The sequence below is a fragment of the Streptomyces sp. TLI_171 genome, assembly GCF_003610255.1.
In the GTDB taxonomy this organism is placed as follows: Bacteria; Actinomycetota; Actinomycetes; order Streptomycetales; family Streptomycetaceae; genus Kitasatospora.
Genome location: NZ_RAPS01000001.1, coordinates 7143832 through 7164032, shown reverse-complemented (window position 1 = coordinate 7164032; position 20201 = coordinate 7143832). Strand labels below are relative to the sequence as shown.

The window sequence follows — 20201 nt, the reverse complement described above, 5'->3', positions numbered from 1 at the left end:
CGCTGAAGCACCTTCGACCGGTACGCCCGCCGGGCGCCGCTCAGTCCTCCTCGAGCTCGGGCGGCGAGGACACCGGAACGGCGAACTCGGGGCCGTCCTCGGGGCTCTTCTCCGCCTCGTCCGGCGGCGGCGAGCCCTCCCCCGTCATCCGCGCCTCGGGCGTCTCGGTGGGCGGCCACTCGTCCGACGGTGCGTCGTGGCTCCCATGCGTCTGGTGCGACATCTCGTCTCCCGCGGCTGCGTCTCGGCCCCCTCCCTCCATGGTGCGTCCCCGCCGGTCCGAGCCTCGGCGTGTCGGGCGCGTCCCGGGGTGTCGCCGCCCGCCCCGGCTGGCGGGCGCCGCACAGCCGGGGCACCGTGGACCGGGGGAACTGTTGTGCACCGCCGCGAGAGGAGAGGCCATGTCGTCGAAGCGACGCCGCAAGAAGAAGGCCCGCGCCAGGCGCGGAGCGAACCACGGCCGCCGGCCCCAGTGCTGACGCCCACCCGCCCCGCCCCGACCGCCGAACACTGACGGCGCCGAAGCGGCCGCCCTCCGGACCCAGCCCCGGACGGCGGCCGCTTCGCGTGCCTCTCGCCGACTCCGGCCCACGGACCCCTGCCCTGAACCTGGACGCGGTGGAACCGGCGTGGCCGCCGCTCAGGTCAGCCGCGCACCGCCCGGGCTGCGGGCTTCGCGCGGGCCCGGGCCTCGGCGGCGGCGCGGATCGGGGACAGGCCGCAGGCCCACACCATGGCTGCGCCGAGCGCGCGGGCCAGCGGCCGGTCCCAGAGTCGGCGGACGACCCACGGGCGGTGGATGCCGAGTTCGCGGCGCGCCCAACCCGGCAGCAGGCCGACCGCCGCGTTGGTGAGCACGTGCACCGCGAGCCGCTCACGGCGGGTCCGTCCGAAGCCGCGCAGCAGGGCGACGGCCTCCCGCGCCTCGGGGGTGACCCGCAGTTCGCGGCGGACCCGCGCCAGGTACCGGGCCAGCCCGGCCCGGGAGTCCGGCACCTCGTGCGCGCCCAGCAGTTCGCCGATCAGCGCGACCTCCGCGAGGTACTCGTCGCACTGCGGGCCGCTCAGCCGCCCAGGCCCGCGCCGGCCCTCGGCGCCGCCACCGCCCTCACCCGGACCGGCCTGCCGGCCGCCCGCGAAGACCTGATGGCCCGCCAGGAAGCAGGCCGTTTCCGCGGTGTGCACCCAGCAGAGCAGCGCGGGATCGTCGGCCCGGTAGGGCCGGCCGGCGGTGTCGAAGCCGCGGACGTGTCCGTGGATGCGGCGGACGGCGGCTATCGCGGCCTCCGCGGCGGCGGAGGAGCCGAGCGTGGTGGTGGAGACGAACCGGGCGGTGCGGTGGAGCCGGCCGGTGGGGTCGGTGCGGTAGTCGGAGTGTTCGGCGACGGCCCGCATCGCGACGGGGTGCAGCGACTGGAGCATCAGCGCGGCGAAGCCGCCGACGAGCATGCCCGCGGGGTGCCCGTGCACCTGCCACACCACGCTGTTCGGGCCGAACAGGCCGGGGTCGCCGGGCGGCCGGTCGTAGCGTTCGAGGTGCAGATCCGCCCCGTGCACCGTCGAGTTGATCTCCCGGAGCAGCCTGAGCCGCAGTGCCTCCACCGGCCGCCGCCACGCGCCTGTCACCGCCGTCGTACCTCCCGCTCCGGGCCGGTCGCGGCCCTGCCGCCACCCTACGTCGGGAGGGCGCGCCGAAGAATGGGGCTGACAGGCCGCACCGGCACGGCTACGATCACCGGCGATGACTCTTCATGGATTGGAGGTCCCGTCCGCCCGAAGTGAGTGCTGATGCACGACACTTCCTTCCCGGACGAGGACACTCGTACCTGCTTCTGGTCGCGCGTGCGGCAGTTCGCCGTTCCCCCGGCCATGATCGAGACCGCTGCCGCCCGCCGTGAGCTGGGCGACTGGGGCGGGGCGTGCGCGGCAGCCGGATTCGATCCGGACATCGACGTGCGTGCCGTCTCCCGGTCGTACGGTGCGGAGTTGGCGGGCCGGCTCAGGTCGGACCTGCGGCACCTGGCCCCGGACCTGCTGCGCTGGCACCTGCCGCGGATCGCCCCGGACGGGCTGCTGCGGCCCGGCCTCACCCTGACGCTGGCCCGCTATCCGCGCGACGGCGACTCCGCCACCGCCGAGCCGCTCCACCTGGTCGTTCGCACCCCGCCGGTCACTGCGGCGGCGGGCCAACGTGTCCGGCTGGCGCTGTGGGAGGGCGAGAGCGCGACGGCCCGGCATCCGCACCCGCGCCCGGACCGGCGCTTCCGCCTGGACCTGCACCGGCACCTGTGGGACGCCCGCCGCTCCCCCGAACTCGCATTCCGCGCAATCAATCTGACGGACAGTCAGTTTGCCGATGCGGCCTGGGGGTTCGAGGCGGACCTGCTGCGCACCGCGGACGGCCTGCCACCCGACGAGCCGGTCGCGGTCCGGCTGGCTGCCCGCCGGTTCCTGCTGCTCGACCCGGGCGCGGCACCTGCCGCACCGGACCGCACGGCCCGCACGGCCCGCGGCCACCCGGTCCTGCCGGACGCCGCGACCTGGACGCCGCCGGACGTGCTGCTGCTCGCCGCCGGCCGGATCACGCCCGAGCGCCTGCACCCGCTGGTGGCCGCCGCACTCGCGCCCGGCCACCGCACCCCGCGGCAGCCCGGTCCCGGCGCCGACGCCGGGCCCCTGCTGGTGGACTGCCGCGGCGAGCTGCACCGGCTCGCCGTGGTCGACGGCGTACTGGTTCCGCTCGACCACGGTGCGGAGCAACTGCGGCGCGAGGACCTGCTGGTGGCGCTCGGCGGCACTCCGCTGCCGTGCCTGCGGGCGCTCGACCGTGCGCACCGGCAGCCGGAGGACCTGGACGCCGTCCGGCAACGGCTGCTGCACGGCGACCGCCCGGCGGCGCTCGCCGCGGTCCGCCGCCTCCTCGGCGAGCAGGCCGTCCTGCGCGAGGGACCGCTGGCCGAAGCGCTGCGCACCGACGCCGACCGCCACCTGGACCGCGGCCTGGACGCCAACGGCCTCGATCCGCACCACGGCCGCAACGGCACGTCACCGGTTCCCGTCCCCGTCCCTTCCGGGCCGAAACCGGGCGGTCACCCGCACCGCCCGCGTCCGCCGCGCAGCACGCCGCGGCGGCTCGACCGGCCCTGGCGCCACTGACATTCGCCGTGCCCCGGCGGGCCGGACTCCGGCCCGTGCCCCGCTGCGCCCGGCTTTCCCCTTCTCACGACCCCAGGTGACCCCACCATGCCTTCAGCGAACCGCATTGCCGTTGCCGACCAACTCCTCACGCTGCTGCGGCAGTCCACCACCGAGCCCCGGCGGGACCTCCAGATCGAGGCGCTCACCCTGGCCGTCGCAGCCGACCTGCCCGTCCTCCTGTGGGGTGAGCCGGGCATCGGGAAGACCGCGGCGCTCACCCAGCTCGCCGCCGAACTCGACCTGCCGCTCACCACGGTGATCGCCAGCGTGCACGAGCCGTCCGACTTCGCCGGCCTGCCGGTGATCGGAGCCGACCCGGCCAACCAGGGCGTGCCGCTGGCCCCACCGGACTGGGCGGTGCGGCTGGCCGAGCAGGGGCGCGGGCTGCTGTTCCTGGACGAGCTGTCCACCGCGCCGCCGGCCGTGCAGGCCGCGCTGCTCCGACTGGTCCTGGAGCGGCGCATCGGCGCGCTGCAACTCCCGCCGGGGGTGCGGATCGTGGCGGCGGCCAACCCGCGGGCGTCGGCCGCCGACGGCTGGGAGCTGAGCGCGCCGTTGGCCAACCGCTTCGTGCACCTGGACTGGGTGCACGACGCCGAGGTGGTGGTCCGCGGCCTGGGCGGGGTGTGGCCGCGCGCCGAGCTGCCCCGGCTCGATCCCGAACGGCTCGCCGCGGCGGTCGAGTTCGGCCGCCGCGCCGTGTGCGGCCTGCTCACCGTCCGGCCCGAACTGACCCACCGCATCCCGACCGCCGAGTCCAGGCGCGGCCGGGCCTGGCCCTCGCCGCGCAGTTGGGAGATGACGGTGCGGCTGGCGGCGTTCGCCTCGGCGGCGGGCGCGGACCGCGAGGTGCTGTCACTGCTGGTGCGCGGCACCGTCGGCGACGGCCCGGGGCTCGAACTGCTGGCCGCCGTCGACCGGATGGACCTGCCCGCGCCCGAGGACCTGCTCGCCGACCCGGCCGCCGCCGTGCTGCCCCGGCGCGGCGACCTGCGGCAGACCGTGCTGGACGGTGTGGTGGCGGCGGTGCGCGGCCGCCCGTCGCGCGAGCGCTGGGACGCCGCCTGGGCGTTGATGGCCCGGGCGTTGGAGGACGGCGCGCCGGACGTGCTGGTGGTGCCGGTGACCACGCTCGCCTCGCTGCGCCAGGACGACTGGGAGGTACCGGAGTTGATCGACCGCTTCGCGGGCGCGCTGAAGCTCTCGCGCCGCGCGGAGACCTCCGCCGCCCGGGTCGCCACCACCGCCGGACGCCGCCGGTGACGGCCCGGCCGGACACCGGCGCGCCCGGACGCCTGCACCTGGAGAAGCTGTTCGCGGCCCGCCTGCACGCGGTGCGGGCCCGACCGTACCTGGCGACGGCGCTGTTCGCGGTGCACGTGGTGGAGTCCGCGCGAGTGCCGACCATGGCCGTGGACCGGCACTGGCGGTGCTACGTCTCGCCGACCTTCGTGGACCGCACCTCGGAGGAGGTGCTGGCCTCGGTCTGGGTGCACGAGGTGTCGCACCTGCTGCGCGACCACGCCCGGCGCGGCGACCGGGTGATGCGGACACTGGATCTCGACGGGCCCGGCGACCGGCTGCGGATCAACCTGGCGGCGGACTGCGAGATCAACGACGACGCGTTCGGCGAGGGCCTGGTCCGCCCCGCCGACGCGGTCTACCCGCACACCCTCGGGCTGCCTCCGGACGGCCTGATGGAGGAGTACGTGCGGATGTTCTCGATCGGCACCGAGCACCAGGAACTGGTGTGGCTGGAGTGCGGCAGCGGCGCGGACGGCCTGGACCGGGCCTGGGACCTCGGCCCGGACGGCGCGCACGGGTTGAGCGACCAGGAACGCGACCTGGTGCGGTTCCGGGTCGCCGAGGCCATCCGGGCCCGACCCGGCGACACCCCGGCGGGCTGGCGGCGCTGGGCCGACCGGGCGTTCCATCCGCCGCAGCCCTGGCGGGAGTTGCTGGGTGCGGCGGTCCGCGCGGCGGTGGCCGGCGCGGGCAGCGGCGACGACTACAGCTACGGGCGGCCGCCCCGGCGCGCCACCAGCCTGCCCGGCGTCGTGCTGCCCTCGCTGCGCCGCCGCCCGCCCCGGGTCGCGGTGGTGGTGGACACCTCCGGCTCGGTCAGCGACAGCGAGCTGGGCACCGCGCTGCTGGAGACCGCGGCGATCGTCCGCGCCGTCGGCGGGCGGCGCGACCTGGTGTCGGTGGTGTCCTGCGACGCCGCCGCGCAGTACGTCCAACGCGTCGCCGGCGAGGGCGGGTTGGCGCTGATCGGCGGCGGCGGGACCGACCTGCGGGAGGGCTTCGCGGCGGCGCTGCGGCTGCGTCCGGCCCCGGACGTGGTGGTGGTGCTGACGGACGGTCAGACGCCGTGGCCCTCGCGCCGTCCGCCGTGCCGCACCGTGGTCGGCCTGTTCGGACGGCACGCCCACGTCCGGGAGCACGACCCCGATTACCGCCCCGACGGGCCCCCGGAGTGGGCGCGGGTGGTCAGGCTCAGCTGACCCGGCCGCCGCTCAGGCGAGCCGGAAGTGCACGGTGTCACCGGGCCTGGCCTGGGCGGCCGTACCGAGGTCGGGCCGCCGGACGACGGCGATCACCGGGTAGCCGCCGGTGACGGGGTGGTCGACGAGGAACAGGATCGGCCGACCGGACGGCGGCACCTGCAGGGCGCCGCACACCATGCCCTCGGAGGGCAGTTCGCCGACCCGGGCGCGGGCGAGCGGCGGCCCGTCCAGGCGCATGCCGACCCGGTCGCTGTCGGAGGTGACGGTGTACGGCTCGCTGAGCAGGGTGCCGAACGCCTCTTCGGTGAACCAGTCGTCCCGAGGGCCGGGGATCACGTGCAGCACGGTGCGGTCGGCGGGGGCGGGCCGCGGCGCGAGGTCGACGCGCGGCCAGCCGGCGGCGGCGCCGAGCGGCAGCAGCAGACCGGCCGCCAGCCGCCCGGGGCCGAGGCCGGCGATGGTGTCGGTGGCCCGGGAGCCGAGCTCGGCGGGAACGTCGAGACCGCCGCGGACGGCGAGGTACACCCGCAGGCCCCGGGCCGGCGTTCCCAGGCGCAGCCGGGCGCCGGCGGGCACCGTGAACGGGGCGTACGGGCCGACCGGTCGCCCGCCCGCCCAGGCGGCGCACTCCGCGCCGGCCAGCGCACAGGTCGCGGCCCGGCCGAACTCCACCTCGACGCCGCCCATCGGCGCTTCGATCCCGGCAGCGTCCTCGGGGTTCCCCACCAGCCGGTTGGCCAGCCGCAACGCCTCAGGATCGGCAGCCCCGGAGCGCCCGACCCCCAACGCAGCCAGCCCGGGCCGCCCCAGGTCCTGCACGGTGGCCCCGAATCCGCTCCGGACAACCAGCAGTTGAGCTCCAGAACTCATGCGCCCATCGCTCCCTTCCCAGCATCCGAGGCACCCCCGACAAAGCGCCCGCCCCCGAGACCGGCCACCCCAGGCCCGAATCCGCTCCGGACAAAAAGCACTTGAGCCCCAGAACTCATGCGCTCCGCAACCCCTTTTCGCCGTCCGAGGCGCCGCCGACGAAGCGCCCGCCCCGGAAGACGGCCACCCCAGGCCCGAATCCCCCACGGGCAACCAGCAATTGAGCCCCAGAACTCATGCGCTCCTCGACCCCTCTTCGGCGTCCGGCTCGGATTCGTCCTCGACGAAGCGCACGGCGGTGCCGGGGCGCAGCCGGGTGGGCGGGTCGGCGGTGGGGTCCCAGAGGGTGAGGGCGGTGGTGCCGAGCAGCTGCCATCCGCCGGGGCTCTGTCGCGGGTAGATGCCGGTGTACTCGTCGGCGATGGCGACAGCGCCCGCGGGGACCCGGGTGCGGGGTTCGGCGCGGCGGGGGACGTGCAGCCGGGGGTCGAGTCCGGTGAGGTACGCGAAGCCGGGGGCGAAGCCGCAGAACGCGACGCGGTAGTGCGCGGCGGTGTGCCGTTCGACCACCTGGCGGGGCGTCAGCCCGGTGGCGCGGGCGACCTCGGCGAGGTCGGGCCCGTCGTAGCGGACGGGGATCCGGACGGTCTCGGCCGGTGCGGCGACCGCGGCCTCGGCAAGCGTGAGGGCGGTGACGGCGGCGCGCAGGCGCTGCCAGTCGGCCACGGCCGGGTCGTAGCGGACCAGGACGGTGCGGGCGGCGGGAACGAGTTCGGTGACGCCGGTGGGCGGCGCAGCGTGCAGGGCGGCGTGCAGCTGCTGGACCTGCTCGGCATCCTCGACCTCGATCAGGACGGCGTCGCTGCCGCATCGCAGTACTCGCACCGCATCCGTCCGTTCTGCTCGGTTCGGCCGCTCACGGGCCGTCAGCGGCCAAGCTACCAACCGGACGGGCCGGGTCGCGGGCACGGGGCCCGCGGCGGGGTGCCGGGTCCGGCCGCGGTCCCCGCCCGCTCGGTGTGCGGGGGCCGCGGACGGATCTGCCCGGCGGCGGCCACGCTCCGCCGCCGGTCCGCCCCGGTCAGGCCGGGGTCGCTCGGCGTTTCGCCGCGCGGCGGGCGCGGCGGCTCTGCCGTCGGGGCTGGTCGGGGAGCCAGCCGAAGGCGAGGGTGCTGCCGATCAGGCCGAGCAGCAGGCCGATGAAGAAGCCGCCCAGGTTGGAGGTGACCCAGCTGCCGAGGGTGGCGAGGACGGCGAGCAGGGAGTAGAAGACCCGCTGCACGGGGTGGAAGATCAGCAGCAGGCCGCACAGCACCATGAGGGCGGGGATGACGTAGCCGGCCAGTCCGAGCATGCCGATCCGGATGACCATCCGCATCGGGGCCTTCTCGGTGAACAGGATCTCGGCGCCGGCCAGGGTGACCAGCAGGCCGCCCCAGAACGGTCGCCGTCCGCGCCACCCGGCGAAGCCGCCGCGGGCGGCCGGGCCGGGCGGTTCGGGGTGCTCGGCGGCGGTGAGCTCGGCGCCGGTGGGCCGGGCGGCCGTGGTGTCGGCCGCCCGGTCCGGTGCCGGGTCGAACTCAGCAGCCATCGGTGCTGAAGCTCAGGTGCATGTTGGGCAGCCGGAAGGTGCCGGCGGTGGTGGCGTAGTTCTGCTGCCGGAAGTGGTCGACGGCCACGGTGTCGCCCTGCTGGCCGAACATGCCGGGCGGGCCGGCCACGCCGCCCTTGTCGAAGGTGCTGGCGTCCCGGCCGACTTCGAGGCCCTTGAACTCGGCGTCGCCGCTCATCAGGTCGGAGTCGGTGGTGAGGTTCTCGGCGGTGACGGGGGTGCCCTTGTCGCCCGCGGTGATCAGCAGGTTGATGCCGCCGAGGTTGACGCTCTGGCAGAGCTTGGTGAGCGAGGCGTTCTTCACCACGGTCTGGATGAGGAACAGCTGGCCTCCGGTGTCGCCGGCGTTGGGGCTGTTCTCGATCATGTTGTCGAGGGTGCCGTACTGCTCGAACCCGGTGCCGTCGAGGCGATCGGCGGTGACCGTGAAGGCCATGCCGGAGATCGCGAACTGGGTGGCGAGGACGTTCTGCGCGGTCAGGGTCACCAGGACGCCGGCGGTGACGCAGGCGGGTATCGCCATCAGGGCGGCGCGGCGCAGCCGGACCCGGCCGCGCCCGGTGGGGGTGGCGGCCGGTTGTTCTGCGGAGGGGGCCATGTGCAGCTCCAGAGGGTTCGGGTGGGGGATTCCGCAGCTCGTCGGGGCCGAGTTCCTGGCGTGGAATGCATCGTCAACTGGGTTGCACGGCAGTGCAGTTGACGATCTTTCTCATAACCGGCGGGCTGACTGGAAGTTACCCCGGGGTACATGCCGGGTCAATACTTCGCGCACCGCTGCGATCGAGCTGAACGACAGTCAACTTCTGTGACAGGTAAGGCAATTGAGTACTACATAGACCGCAACTTCGCTCACCTTCCTTCCAACTTCCGTATGCCGCCTTGACGTTGGCGCGGACATCGGCCTAGAACTTGGCAGGTACCCGGTGGTCGCCGCGCCTCGACGGCGTGCCCGCCGGCCCTTCCCGCTCCGCCCGCCGGCGTCCTCCCCGCACCTCGGAGGCGCCCGCTCTCTCCGGTACGGCGGACCGCTCCGGCGCAACGGTGGCAGTCGTGCGCCTTCGGCCCGGTCGCTCGTGGCGTCGAGCGCCCCACCCGCTCACCGAACCACCCGACCGTGCACCGCCCGGCCCGCCCGCGCCCGCTCCGGGCCGCGGGCCCGCCTCCCCCTGCCTTCCTGCCGTGAGGAGTCCCCCCGCCATGCGCCCCACCCCGCGCGCCGTCCCCGCCCCCGCCGCCGGTCCCCGCCGCACCGCCCGCAGGCGGCTCGGCCGACTGGTCCCACCGGTCGCCGCCCTCGCCTGCGCCGCACTGCTGGGCTCCACCGCCCCGGCCTCGGCCGCCACCGCCGCCCCGGGCGCGCCGTACACCGGCATGGGCAACTGTCCGCTCACCGCACCCGCCATGACCAACCCGGAGAACCTGCAGGTCGGCTGCCTGGTGTCGGTCACCAACGCGGGGAAGTTCACCCTCGGCAGCACCGTGGTGCCGTTCAACTCCCCGATCAAGCTGCAGTTCGGCTTCTACTGGGACAAGTCCGCGCCCGAGGTGTCGTTCCCGGACGGCAGCACCGCCAACCAGTACACGGTGGTCCCGCCGATCGGCGCGCCGCTGATGACCGCCCCGATGGTGCAGATCACCATCCCCGGCATCCAGAACTTCCTGCCCGGCATCACCAGCGTCTTCGCCCAGGTCGAACTCGCGGGCCCGGTCACCAAGTTCACCCCGCTGGCGACCGGCGAGCCGTACCCCGTCTTCCAGCTGCCGATCAAACTGCACCTGTACAACGCGCTGTTCGGCTCGCACTGCTACGTCGGCTCGGACGCCGCGCCGCTGCTGCTGAAGCCCACCACCGGCATCACCGCCCCGCCCGCGCCGGCCTCCCCCATGACCGGTGACCCGGGCACCCTCGGCTACGACATGGACCCCAACGGCCATGGCGCGCTGGTGATCTCGGAGACCGGCGCGGCCCTGGTCGACAACACCTTCGCGGTACCCGGCGCCAACGGCTGCGGCCTGCTCGGCTCCCTCGACCAGATCATCGACTGGACCATGGGCCTGCCCGCCGCGCCCGGCAAGGACGCCGTGAGCTTCGAGAAGACCAACGCCTCCTTCGTCCTGGACACCGACCTCGCCGACCTCACCGCCGCGATCAAGGACAGCGCCGCGAACTGAGCGCCCGCACCGGGCTCCCCACGTCCCGGAGCGCCCGCCGGACGCCGGGACCTGACACGTCCGAGCGGCTCCCCCACCGACTCGTGCCGACCCGTCGACGGGCCGGCACGGGCTCCGCGTCGCCGCGGAGCCACCGCCCCGGCGAGGCCGCCGGGGCGGCCCCCACCGGATGCCCCACCCACCGGAAGGAACCCTCGTGCGCAACCGTCTCTACGCCGCAGTCGCCGCTCTCGCCGCAGCCGGCGCACTGCTCGCGCTCCCCGCCGTCCCGGCCAGCGCGGCCGGCACCCAGGTGCTGACCATCGCCGGTACCACCACCCCCGTCGGGGTTGGCGACTCGCTCTCGGCCGGCCTGGTCGGCGGCACCTTCGCCACCATGTACAACCCGGGCACCACCACCGGCGTCAAGTGCTCCGTCTCCACCATCGGCGGCAAGGTGGCCGCCAACCCGGCCGCCACCGGCTCCGCCACCGCGTCCGGCCCGGTCAGCGTCCTGACCTTCTCCGGCTGCACCTCCAACGTGGTCGGCGTCACCGGCGTGAACAGCCTGACGATGAGCAACCTGCCCTACACCCTGGCCATCACCGACTCCGCCGGCTTCCCGGCCACCCTCACCGGCACCATCCAGGCCGTGGTCAGCCTCAAGACCCTGGCCGGCAACGCCACCTGCACCTACTCCTCCCCCACCGGCGTGTTGAACGGCAACGCCACCAACAGCCCGGCGCAGATCGGCCTGACCAACCAGCCCTTCACCAAGCTGACCGGCCCGAGCATCTGCTTCGCGAACATCAACTTCTCGGCCTCCTACGGCCCGGTCACCGACACCACCCTGGGCGGCACGGTCTTCGTCAACTGAGCCGACCGAGCGGATCCTCACCGCAGTTCGGACGCCGCGCCCCACCCGGGGCGCGGCGCACCGGCACTGACGGCGAGTCAGTCCTCCTGAGAAGAAGCAGAGTTGGCGGTCCGGGCCCGGACGTGCACCCGCTCGCCCTGCGGGCCGAACAGGCTCAGGAACTCCACCGGCGTGCTGCCCGCATTGGTGAACAGGTGCGGGGTGCGGGTGTCGAACTCCGCCGCCTCGCCGGCCTTCAGCACCACGTCGTGGTCGCCCAGCTTCAACAGCAGCTCCCCGGACAGCACGTACAGCCACTCGTGGCCCTCGTGCGTGCGCTGCTCGCAGTTGTCCCGGCTGCCTCCCGCCGGAACCACCATCTTGTACGCCTGCATCCCGCCGAGGTTGCGGGCCAGCGGCAGATACGTCCAGCCGTGCCGGACGAACGGGCGCAGCCGCACCCGCGGGTCTCCGGTCGGCGGGGCGTCCACCAGCTCGTCCAGGGCCACGCCGTGCGCGCGGGCCAGCGGCAGCAGCAGCTCCAGGGTGGGCCGGCGGCCGCCGGACTCCAGGCGGGAGAGCGTGCTGACCGAGATCCCGGTCCGCTCGCTGAGCTGCGCCAGCGTGGTACCGCGCTGCTGGCGGATCGCCCGCAGCCGCGGGCCGACCGCCGTCAGCACCGATTCGAAGTCCTCGTCCTGGGTGCTCACCGGCCCGCTCCTTCCGTGTCGTCCCCCGACCCCTTCCATTTGCCACCTCAGCAACATTGTTTGTCAATCCGGCCAACCCGGCGCACCATCGAGCCATGACCACGACGCACCGCAACCAGCACCCGAACCCCGCCCGTCACCACGACGTTCTGGTCGTCGGCGGCGGCGCCGCCGGACTCAGCGGCGCCCTCACCCTGGCCCGGGCCCGCCGCTCGGTCCTGGTCGTCGACGCGGGCAGCCCGCGCAACGCGCCCGCCGAGGGCGTCCACGGCCTGCTCGGCCGCGAGGGCCTGCCGCCGGCCGAGCTGGTGGCCCTGGGCCGGGCCGAAGTCGCCTCGTACGGCGGCGAGTTCCACGACGCCGAGGTGCTCGGCATCAGCCGGCACCAGGACGGCGGGTTCCGCGCCGAGCTGTCCGACGGCACCGCCGTGCACGCCCGCCGCCTGCTGCTGACCACCGGCGCCACCGACCGGCTGCCCGAGGTGCCGGGCGTGGCCGAGCGCTGGGGCCACCAGGTGGTGCACTGCCCGTACTGCCACGGCTGGGAGGTCCGCGACCGCCGCATCGCGGTGCTGGCCACCAACCCGGTGATCGCCGTCCACCAGGCGCTGCTGTGGCGTCAGTGGAGTGCGGACGTCACGCTGCTCGCGCACACCGCCGAGCCGTTCACCGAGCAGCAGTCGCGCGAACTCGCCGCCCGCGGCGTCACCGTGGTGACCGGCGAGGTCGCCGCACTGCTGCCGGAGGGCGCGCCCGCCGAGCTGACCGGCGTGCGGCTGGCCGACGGCACCACCGTCGAGTGCGAGGTGCTCGGGGTGGGCCCCGAGCTGGCCGTGACCGCGCCGTTCCTCGCCGACCTCGGCCTGGAGGCCACCGACCTGGTCCGCGAGGGCGTCCGGTTCGCCACCCGACTGGCCACCACCGACCCGATGGGCGCCACCGCCGCCCCCGGCGTCTGGGCGGCCGGCAACCTCACCGACCCGTCCGCCCAGGTCGCCGTCGCCGCCGCGGACGGCCTGCGCGCCGCCGCCGCGATCAACGCCGACCTGGTCGCCGAGGAGACCCGGCTGGCCGTCGACGCGATCGAGTTCTGGGAGAACCGCTACGGCGAGAGCGAGCAGATCTGGAGCGGCCGCCCGAACGCCTCGCTGACCCGCGAGGCCGAGGGCCTCAAGCCCGGGCACGCGCTGGACCTGGGCTGCGGCGAGGGCGGCGACGCGATCTGGCTGGCCAAGCAGGGCTGGCAGGTCACCGCCGTCGACATCTCCCAGGTGGCGCTCGACCGGGCCGCCGCGCACGCCGCCGTGGAGGGCGTCGCCGACCGGATCACCTGGCAGCGGGTGGACCTGGCAAACGCTTTCCCGTCGGGTTCCTACGACCTGGTCTCCGCCCAGTTCCTGCACTCCCCCGCCGAGTTCCCGCGCGAGCGGGTGCTGCGCCGGGCCGCCGACGCGGTCGCTCCCGACGGCATCCTGCTGATCGTCAGCCACGCGGTGCTCCCCGCCCGGCACGAGCGCCCGGAGATGCACCTGCCCACCCCCGAGGAGACGCTCGCCGCCCTGCAACTGGCCCCCGACACGTGGACGGTGGAGCGCGCCGAGGAACACGCCCGGCACGACCACCCCGGCCACCCCGTCGCCGACCCCGACGCCCGCCCGCACCGGGACTCCACCCTCCGCCTGCACCGCACCGCCTGACCGGCACGCCCGCCCGGCACTCAGTTCCCTCCCCGCCCCACACTGAGGCCACGATCACTCGCACGGAGAGTGGATCTGTGGCACGGAGTGTGGTCTAGTGGGGGTACTCAGTTCCCTCCCGGTAGGAAAGGACGACGCAGCCGTGAGCTTGAGGATCGTTGTCTGTGTGAAGTACGTGCCCGACGCGACCGGTGACCGTCGCTTCGCGGACGATGCCACCACTGACCGGGAGGGCGTGGACGGCCTCCTGTCGGAGCTGGACGAGTACGGCGTCGAGCAGGCGCTGCGGATCGCGGAGGCGAACGACGGCGCCGAGGTGACGGTGCTGACGGTGGGTCCGGACGACGCGAAGGACGCGCTGCGCAAGGCGTTGTCGATGGGCGCCGACAAGGCGGTGCACGTCAACGACGACGACATCCACGGCACGGACGTGATCGGTACCTCCGCGATCCTCGCGGCGGCGCTGGAGAAGACCGGTTTCGACCTGGTGGTGTGCGGCATGGCGTCCACCGACGGCACGATGGGCGTGCTGCCCGCGCTGCTGGCGGAGCGCCTGGGGGTGCCGCAGGCGACGCTGCTGTCGGAGGTCGCGGTCGAGGGCGGCGTGGTGAAGGGCCGCCGGGACGGCGACGCGGCGTCCGAGCAGGTCGAGGCGGCGCTGCCGGCGGTGGTGTCGGTGACCGACCAGTCCGGCGAGGCCCGCTACCCGTCGTTCAAGGGCATCATGGCGGCGAAGAAGAAGCCGGTGCAGGCCCTGGACCTGGACGACCTGGGCATCGACGCGGACGCGGTCGGCCTGGCCGGCTCCTGGACCAGGGTCGAGGACGTCACCGCCCGCCCGGCCCGCACCAAGGGCGTCATCGTGACCGACGAGGGCGACGGCGGCAAGCAGCTCGCCGCGTACCTCGCCGAGCAGAAGTTCATCTGACGGTCCACCGCGGACCTGGTGCACCGCCCGGCCCCCGCACCGCCGGCCCGGCCGGGCGCCGCACCCCACGGATGAACAACTCCGCCGACCAGGCACCGTCCTGACGGCCCGTCACCCCCGCCCCTCCAGCATCCTCAGGAGCAACCGATCATGTCCGAGATCCTGGTCCTCGTGGACCACGTCGATGGTGCGGTGCGCAAGCCCGCGCTCGAACTGCTGACCCTGGCCCGCCGGCTGGGCACCCCCTCCGCGGTGGTCCTCGGCGCGGGCGCCGCCGCCGCCGAGATCGCCGCCAAGGCCGCCGAGTACGGCGCCGCCAAGGTCTACGTCGCCGACGCCGACGAGTTCACCTCCCAGCTGGTCGTCCCCAAGGTCGACGCGCTGACCCAGATCGCCAAGGCCGCCGACGCCGCCGCCGTCCTCGTCACCTCCTCCGGCGAGGGCAAGGAGGTCGCCGCCCGCACCGCCCTGCGCCTGGGCTCCGGCATCATCACCGACGCCGTCGACCTCGAAGCCGGCCCCGCCGGCCCCGTCGCCACCCAGTCGGTGTTCGCCGCGTCCTTCCAGGTGAAGTCCACCGTCACCACCGGCGCCCCCGTCATCACCGTCAAGCCCAACAGCACCGCCCCCGAACCCGCCCCCGCCGCCGGCGCCGTGGAGAACGTCACCGTCGCCCTCACCGGCAACGCCGCCGCCGTCACCTCCCGCACCCCCCGCGTCTCCACCGGCCGCCCCGAACTCACCGAAGCCGCCATCGTCGTCTCCGGCGGCCGCGGCGTCGGCGCCGCCGACGGCTTCTCCGTCGTCGAGGACCTCGCCGACGCCCTCGGCGCCGCCGTCGGCGCCTCCCGCGCCGCCGTCGACGCCGGCTGGTACCCCCACACCAACCAGGTCGGCCAGACCGGCAAGCAGGTCTCCCCGCAGCTCTACGTCGCCGCGGGCATCTCCGGCGCCATCCAGCACCGCGCCGGCATGCAGACCTCCAAGACCATCGTCGCCGTCAACAAGGACCCCGAAGCCCCCATCTTCGAACTCGTCGACTACGGCGTCGTCGGCGACCTGTTCACCGTCCTCCCCCAGCTCACCGGCGAGGTGAAGGCCGGCTGACGCACCGTCACCCCGCACCTCGCCGGAAGGGCGCGACCACCGCGGTCGCGCCCTTCCGGCGTTCCTGCACCCCCGGCGGCGGCGGGCAACCCGACACCAACCGTCTACAGTGGAGCAGGCGGTCTACATTTCTGTAGACGAAGCCTGCTTCCCGGAGGCCCTGCCGTGCCGACCCACGCCGCCCTGCTCGCGGTCAACCCGCTCGACGCGTCCTCGCTGCTCTCCGCGTTCGGCGCGTTCGGCATCGCCGCCGTGCTGTTCGCCGAGACCGGGCTGCTGATCGGATTCTTCCTCCCCGGCGACTCGCTGCTGTTCACCGCCGGGCTGCTCTGCACCCCGGGTCTGCACTCCGGCCCCCACCTGAACCTCGCCCAGGTCCTGGCCGCCGCCCTGGTCGGCGCACTGGCCGGCGCCCAGGTCGGTTACCTGCTGGGCCGCCGCGGCGGCCGGACGTTGCTCGACCGCTCAGCCAACCGGCGCCTGCACGACGGCGCGCGGCGCGCCGAGGCACTGCTCTCCCGCTACGGCCACGCCAAGGCCATCACGCTGGCCCGCTTCGTCCCCGTGGTGCGCACCGTGCTCAACCCGCTGGCCGGCGCGCTCGGCGTGCCCGCCCGGACGTTCACGCTCTGGCAGGCCGTCGGCGGCACGATCTGGACGGTCGGCCTGGTACTGGCGGGCTACGCGCTCGGTGCCACCGTCCCGAACATCGACCGCTACCTGCTGCCCGTGATCGCGGTGATCGTCGTCGTCTCGCTGCTGCCGCTGCTGCTCGAACTCCGCCGCTCGCGGTCCAGCCGCCGCCGCTGAGCCCGGCGGGTCACCGGCCCGGCGTCCGACCGGCCGCGGGGTCAGGAGCCCGCACCCCCCAGGAGTTCCTCGACCCCGCGACGCGGGGTGGCGGCGCCGGGCGGGCCGTAGCCGACCCGCAGCACCACCTGGACGGTGCCGACCCCGCTGTCCGGGTCGCGCAACCGCCAACGGGTGTCCGACAGTTCGACGGCCTGGTGGAGCACCGAGACGCGCAGGCCGACCGCGGTCGCCACCAGCCAGACCCGCTCCATCGCCTGCCCCGCCCGCAGCCAGTCGGCCGCGGTGTCGCCGCGGGTCGCGATCGTCACCAGCTGCGGCAGCGCCTCGAAGCGTTCGGAGTGCGCGGGCCCGTGCCCGGCGAAGTCCCGGACCGGGACCCGCGCTTCGTGGTCCTGCGGGCCGAGCGCCCGGTCCGGGATGCCGTCGGCGGCGGGCTCCTCGCGGAGCCAGCCCCCGGTCTCCGCACGCCGGGCCGCGTCGCCCGCGATCCGCGCCTCCGCCTCGGCGGTGAGCGCCAGCACCCGCCGCGCCCCGGCCTCCTCCAGGAACTCCAGCACGGTGTCCTCGGCTGCGGCCGCGGCGATCAGCTCACCGACCACCGCCTCCGGCACGTCCCGGTTCCCGAACGGCTCGCGGCTGGAATGCCGTTGGCCGATCGCCTCGGCCAACTCGGAAAGCTCGTACGGCACTCCACGGGCGCCGAAGTGCACCACTGCCACGGGGGCGCCCGCGCCGGGCGGTCCGGGCAGCACCTCCAACTCGTCGACGGGCAGCCCCTGCCGGGCCGCCGCCACCCGCAGGTTGAACAGCGCCGCACCCACCGAGACCAGCATCGCCCGCCCGTCCGGGTCGGCCAGCGGCACCGCCCGCGCCGGGTCGGCGAACACCAGCACCCCGGGCCCGTCCGGCGCGGGCCGGAACTGCCAGGGCTGGGTGTTGTGCAGCGACGGCGCCGCACCGGCCGCCGCCACCAACTCGCGCAGCTCGTCCGCGCTCAGCCTGCTTCCACCGCCGGCCGCACCGGCCATCGACTCGGTCATCGCGGATCACTCCTCGCCGCATCCTCGTCGTCGCGTCCAACGCTTGCCTGTCTTGAGCCTCCGCCGCCGACCGGTCGCCCGGTAGGGCCCAAAGGCCCGTGCCGAACGACCGCCGCCCCCTTCCTCGGCCGAGGGCCGTCACACCGTGCCCAGCCTCCCGCTGCCCGGCCCCCGCGGCCCAGGCTTCCGCGGCCCAGGCTTCCGCGGCCCAGGCTTCCGCGGCTCAGGCTTACGCCGCTCAGGCTTCCGCGGTCCGGCGGACGAACACCTCCAGCCGGGCCGCCTCCAGCGCGGTGGCCACCGCTCCCAGCAGCACCGCGTCCTCGCCGAGCGCACTCGCCACCAGCCGCGGCCGCAGCACGCAGGTGCGCCGCAGCGCGTCCTCCAGCGGCGGCAGCAGCAGGTCCGCGCTGCGCCCCAGCCCACCGCCCAGCACCACCAGCTCGGGGTCCGCCACCGCAGCCACCACCGCCACCGCGAAGGCGAGTTGCTCCGCCTCGTGCGCGACCGCAGCGAGCGCGGCGGCGTCCCCGGCGCGGGCCGCCGCGAACACCTGCGCGGCCGTCGACGCGCCCGTCAGGCCGCGCCGCTCGGCATCCCGCACCACCGCGTCGGCCGCCACCACCTGCTCCAGCGCCAAGCCTTGACGATCCGTCACGTCATTGCTGAGCCGAGGGAGTTGCAGCATGCCGATCTCACCGGCGGCCCCGCGCGAGCCCGTCCACAGCTCGCCGCCACGCACCAGGCCGACCCCGAGCCCGGTTCCCACCAGCAGGTACGCGAACACCGAACTGCCCGCGCCCGCACCGTAGGTGTACTCGCCGAGCGCCGCCAGGTTGGCGTCGTTGCCGACCTCCACCGGCGCGCCGAGGCCCGCCTCGATCCCGTCGAACAGGCCGGGACGCGCCCAGCCCGGCAGGTGCGCGGCGTGCCGCACGACCCGGCTGCGTTCGTCCCACACTCCGGGGCTGCCGATCACCGCCCGGACCACCGCGCCGTCCGCCAGCCCGGCGTCCGCGACCGCGGCCCGGGCGGTGGCGACCAGCGCGTCCGCGACGGCGGTTCCGGTCCGGCCCCGGTTGGGCACGTCCCGGCGCGCCACCACCCGGCCCGCCAGGTCCGCGACCGCGACCCGCAGCCGGGCCTTGCCGACGTCCACCCCGAGCACGTGCCCGGCGGCCGCGTCCGCCTGGTACAGCACGGCCGTACGGCCGCGCTCCGGGGCGATGGTGCCGGCCTCCCGGACCAGGCCGGCCCCCGCCAGCGAGCCCAGTGCGGCCGACACCGTGGGCTTCGACAGGCCGGTGTCCCGGGCGAGTTGGGCCCGCGACGACGGGCCGCCGGTGCGCAGCAGCTCCAGCAGCAGCCACTCGTTGTTGCTGCGCAACCGCTGCCGGCTCCACCGGGCGGGCTCCGGCGGCACGCCGCCGCCCGGCCGCCGCCCGGCCGACGGCTCCTGCGGGTGGTCCACTGCGATCGTCCTCCGCTCCGTGCGCCGCCGTCCGCCCGACCGCCGGCGCTTCCGAGTACACGTCATCCGCCGCCCGGCTCCGGCCCGCACCCGGCACCTTCGGCAACGGCGATGGTACCCACCGGCCCGCCGCCGCTGACGTACCGTACAGATCATGGAATTCCGCCACCTGGGCCGCAGCGGCCTGATCGTCAGTGAGATCGCCTACGGGAACTGGCTCACCCACGGCTCGCAGGTCGAGGAGGACACCGCGGCCGCGTGCATCCGCGCCGCCCTCGACGCGGGCATCACCACCTTCGACACCGCCGACGTGTACGCCGAGACCCGCGCCGAGTCGGTGCTCGGCCGCGCCCTGAAGGGCGAGCGGCGCGAGGGCCTGGAGGTCCTCACCAAGGTGTTCTGGCCGACCGGTCCCGGCCGCAACGACCGGGGGCTGGGCCGCAAGCACATCATGGAGTCGATCGACGGCTCGCTGCGCCGCCTGCAGACCGACTACGTGGACGTCTACCAGGCGCACCGCTTCGACCCGTCGACTCCGCTGGAGGAGACCATGGAGGCGTTCGCCGACGTGGTCCGCTCCGGCAAGGCGCTGTACATCGGCGTCTCCGAGTGGACCGCCGACCAGATCCGGGCCGGCCACGCGCTGGCCCGCGAGCTGCGGATCCCGTTCGTCTCGAACCAGCCGCAGTACAGCGCGCTGTGGCGGGTCATCGAGGGTGAGGTCGTCCCGACCTCGGAGGAGTTGGGCCTCGGCCAGGTGGTCTGGTCGCCGATCGCGCAGGGCGTGCTGACCGGCAAGTACCTGCCGGGCGCCGAGCCCCCGGCGGGCTCCCGCGCCACCGACGACAAGGGCGGCGCCAACTTCGTCGCCCGCTGGCTGCGTCCCGAAGTGCTGGAGCGCGTCCAGCTGTTGCGCCCGCTCGCCGAGGAGGCCGGGCTCTCGCTGGCCCAGCTCGCCGTCGCCTGGGTGCTGCAGAACCCCAACGTGTCCGCGGCCATCATCGGCGCCTCCCGACCCGAGCAGGTCACCGAGAACGTCAAGGCCGCCGGCGTGAAGCTGGAGCCCGCGCTGCTCGCGAGGATGGACGAGATCCTGGCCCCCGTCGCCGAGTTCGACGCCGGCAAGACCGCCGAGAACTCGCCGAAGTCGCGCCCCTGAGACCTCGGCCCCGCCGGGCGGGCAGCGGCGCCGCCGCACCGCCCGCCCGGCACCCGGTCGCGTTCCCGCACCCGCCTTCCCG

Annotated in this window: 19 protein-coding genes; 10 read left to right on the top strand and 9 right to left on the bottom strand. The window is 75.0% G+C overall.

Annotation, left to right across the window (positions count from 1 at the left end):
* Positions 1–40: 40 nt before the first annotated feature.
* On the bottom strand, positions 41–223 hold the full coding sequence (locus BX266_RS31825) for a hypothetical protein (RefSeq protein ID WP_099905532.1): 183 nt from the start codon (positions 221–223) through the stop codon (positions 41–43).
* A gap of 422 nt (positions 224–645) precedes the next feature.
* A complete protein-coding gene (locus BX266_RS31820; protein ID WP_259464952.1) occupies positions 646–1626 on the bottom strand; it encodes an oxygenase MpaB family protein in 981 nt (326 codons plus the stop codon).
* 162 nt (positions 1627–1788) lie between these two features.
* Here BX266_RS31820 and BX266_RS31815 point away from each other — a divergent pair, with 162 nt between their 5' ends.
* The 3 genes from BX266_RS31815 (at position 1789) to BX266_RS31805 (ending at position 5702) form a co-directional block, all read left to right on the top strand.
* Complete coding sequence (locus tag BX266_RS31815) at positions 1789–3156, top strand: hypothetical protein (RefSeq protein ID WP_099908533.1); 1368 nt, start codon at positions 1789–1791, stop codon at positions 3154–3156.
* A gap of 87 nt (positions 3157–3243) precedes the next feature.
* Positions 3244–4461, top strand: coding sequence for an AAA family ATPase (locus BX266_RS31810; RefSeq protein WP_099905528.1), 1218 nt, complete (start codon positions 3244–3246; stop codon positions 4459–4461).
* Entirely contained in the window at positions 4458–5702 is a 1245-nt protein-coding gene (locus BX266_RS31805; RefSeq protein WP_180290689.1) for a DUF2201 family putative metallopeptidase, read from the top strand. Before BX266_RS31810 ends, BX266_RS31805 begins: the two co-directional genes overlap by 4 nt.
* A gap of 12 nt (positions 5703–5714) precedes the next feature.
* Here BX266_RS31805 and BX266_RS31800 read toward each other — a convergent pair whose 3' ends face one another.
* From BX266_RS31800 to BX266_RS31785, 4 genes are all read right to left on the bottom strand, one after another.
* The gene (locus BX266_RS31800) at positions 5715–6575 is read right to left on the bottom strand and encodes a biotin-dependent carboxyltransferase family protein (protein WP_099905526.1); all 861 of its coding nucleotides are present in this window, start codon (positions 6573–6575) and stop codon (positions 5715–5717) included.
* A gap of 234 nt (positions 6576–6809) precedes the next feature.
* Positions 6810–7460 carry a 5-oxoprolinase subunit PxpB gene (pxpB, locus tag BX266_RS31795; protein WP_099905524.1) on the bottom strand — a complete coding sequence of 217 codons (651 nt, stop codon included), beginning with the start codon at positions 7458–7460 and terminating at the stop codon, positions 6810–6812.
* 196 nt (positions 7461–7656) lie between these two features.
* On the bottom strand, positions 7657–8166 hold the full coding sequence (locus BX266_RS31790) for a DUF6114 domain-containing protein (RefSeq protein ID WP_220659697.1): 510 nt from the start codon (positions 8164–8166) through the stop codon (positions 7657–7659).
* Complete coding sequence (locus tag BX266_RS31785) at positions 8156–8785, bottom strand: DUF6230 family protein (RefSeq protein ID WP_099905522.1); 630 nt, start codon at positions 8783–8785, stop codon at positions 8156–8158. Before BX266_RS31785 ends, BX266_RS31790 begins: the two co-directional genes overlap by 11 nt.
* 599 nt (positions 8786–9384) lie before the next feature.
* Here BX266_RS31785 and BX266_RS31780 point away from each other — a divergent pair.
* Complete coding sequence (locus BX266_RS31780) at positions 9385–10359, top strand: hypothetical protein (RefSeq protein WP_180290688.1); 975 nt, start codon at positions 9385–9387, stop codon at positions 10357–10359.
* Positions 10360–10555: 196 nt separating this feature from the next.
* Positions 10556–11215 carry a Tat pathway signal sequence domain protein gene (locus BX266_RS31775; RefSeq protein WP_259464951.1) on the top strand — a complete coding sequence of 220 codons (660 nt, stop codon included), beginning with the start codon at positions 10556–10558 and terminating at the stop codon, positions 11213–11215.
* Between the two features lie 77 nt (positions 11216–11292).
* On the opposite strand, the gene BX266_RS31770 is transcribed toward BX266_RS31775, so the two are convergent.
* Positions 11293–11943 (bottom strand): helix-turn-helix domain-containing protein, encoded by a 651-nt coding sequence (locus tag BX266_RS31770; protein WP_099905520.1) that lies wholly within the window; start codon positions 11941–11943, stop codon positions 11293–11295.
* Positions 11944–11999: 56 nt separating this feature from the next.
* Here BX266_RS31770 and BX266_RS31765 point away from each other — a divergent pair, with 56 nt between their 5' ends.
* The 4 genes from BX266_RS31765 (at position 12000) to BX266_RS31750 (ending at position 16446) form a co-directional block, all read left to right on the top strand.
* Positions 12000–13601 carry an FAD-dependent oxidoreductase gene (locus BX266_RS31765; RefSeq protein WP_099905518.1) on the top strand — a complete coding sequence of 534 codons (1602 nt, stop codon included), beginning with the start codon at positions 12000–12002 and terminating at the stop codon, positions 13599–13601.
* 142 nt (positions 13602–13743) lie between these two features.
* On the top strand, positions 13744–14529 hold the full coding sequence (locus BX266_RS31760; RefSeq protein ID WP_399169201.1) for an electron transfer flavoprotein subunit beta/FixA family protein: 786 nt from the start codon (positions 13744–13746) through the stop codon (positions 14527–14529).
* Positions 14530–14679: 150 nt separating this feature from the next.
* Positions 14680–15636: an electron transfer flavoprotein subunit alpha/FixB family protein gene (locus BX266_RS31755; protein ID WP_099905516.1), complete on the top strand. Its 957-nt coding sequence runs from the start codon at positions 14680–14682 to the stop codon at positions 15634–15636.
* Between the two features lie 165 nt (positions 15637–15801).
* A complete protein-coding gene (locus tag BX266_RS31750) occupies positions 15802–16446 on the top strand; it encodes a DedA family protein (RefSeq protein ID WP_099905514.1) in 645 nt (214 codons plus the stop codon).
* A gap of 41 nt (positions 16447–16487) precedes the next feature.
* On the opposite strand, the gene BX266_RS31745 is transcribed toward BX266_RS31750, so the two are convergent.
* A complete protein-coding gene (locus BX266_RS31745; RefSeq protein WP_259464950.1) occupies positions 16488–17489 on the bottom strand; it encodes an Acg family FMN-binding oxidoreductase in 1002 nt (333 codons plus the stop codon).
* 238 nt (positions 17490–17727) lie between these two features.
* On the bottom strand, positions 17728–18960 hold the full coding sequence (locus tag BX266_RS31740) for an ROK family transcriptional regulator (protein ID WP_399170868.1): 1233 nt from the start codon (positions 18958–18960) through the stop codon (positions 17728–17730).
* A 154-nt stretch (positions 18961–19114) separates the two neighbouring features.
* On the opposite strand from BX266_RS31740, the gene BX266_RS31735 reads away from it, so the two are divergent.
* On the top strand, positions 19115–20119 hold the full coding sequence (locus BX266_RS31735) for an aldo/keto reductase family protein (protein ID WP_099905510.1): 1005 nt from the start codon (positions 19115–19117) through the stop codon (positions 20117–20119).
* Positions 20120–20201 lie beyond the last annotated feature (82 nt).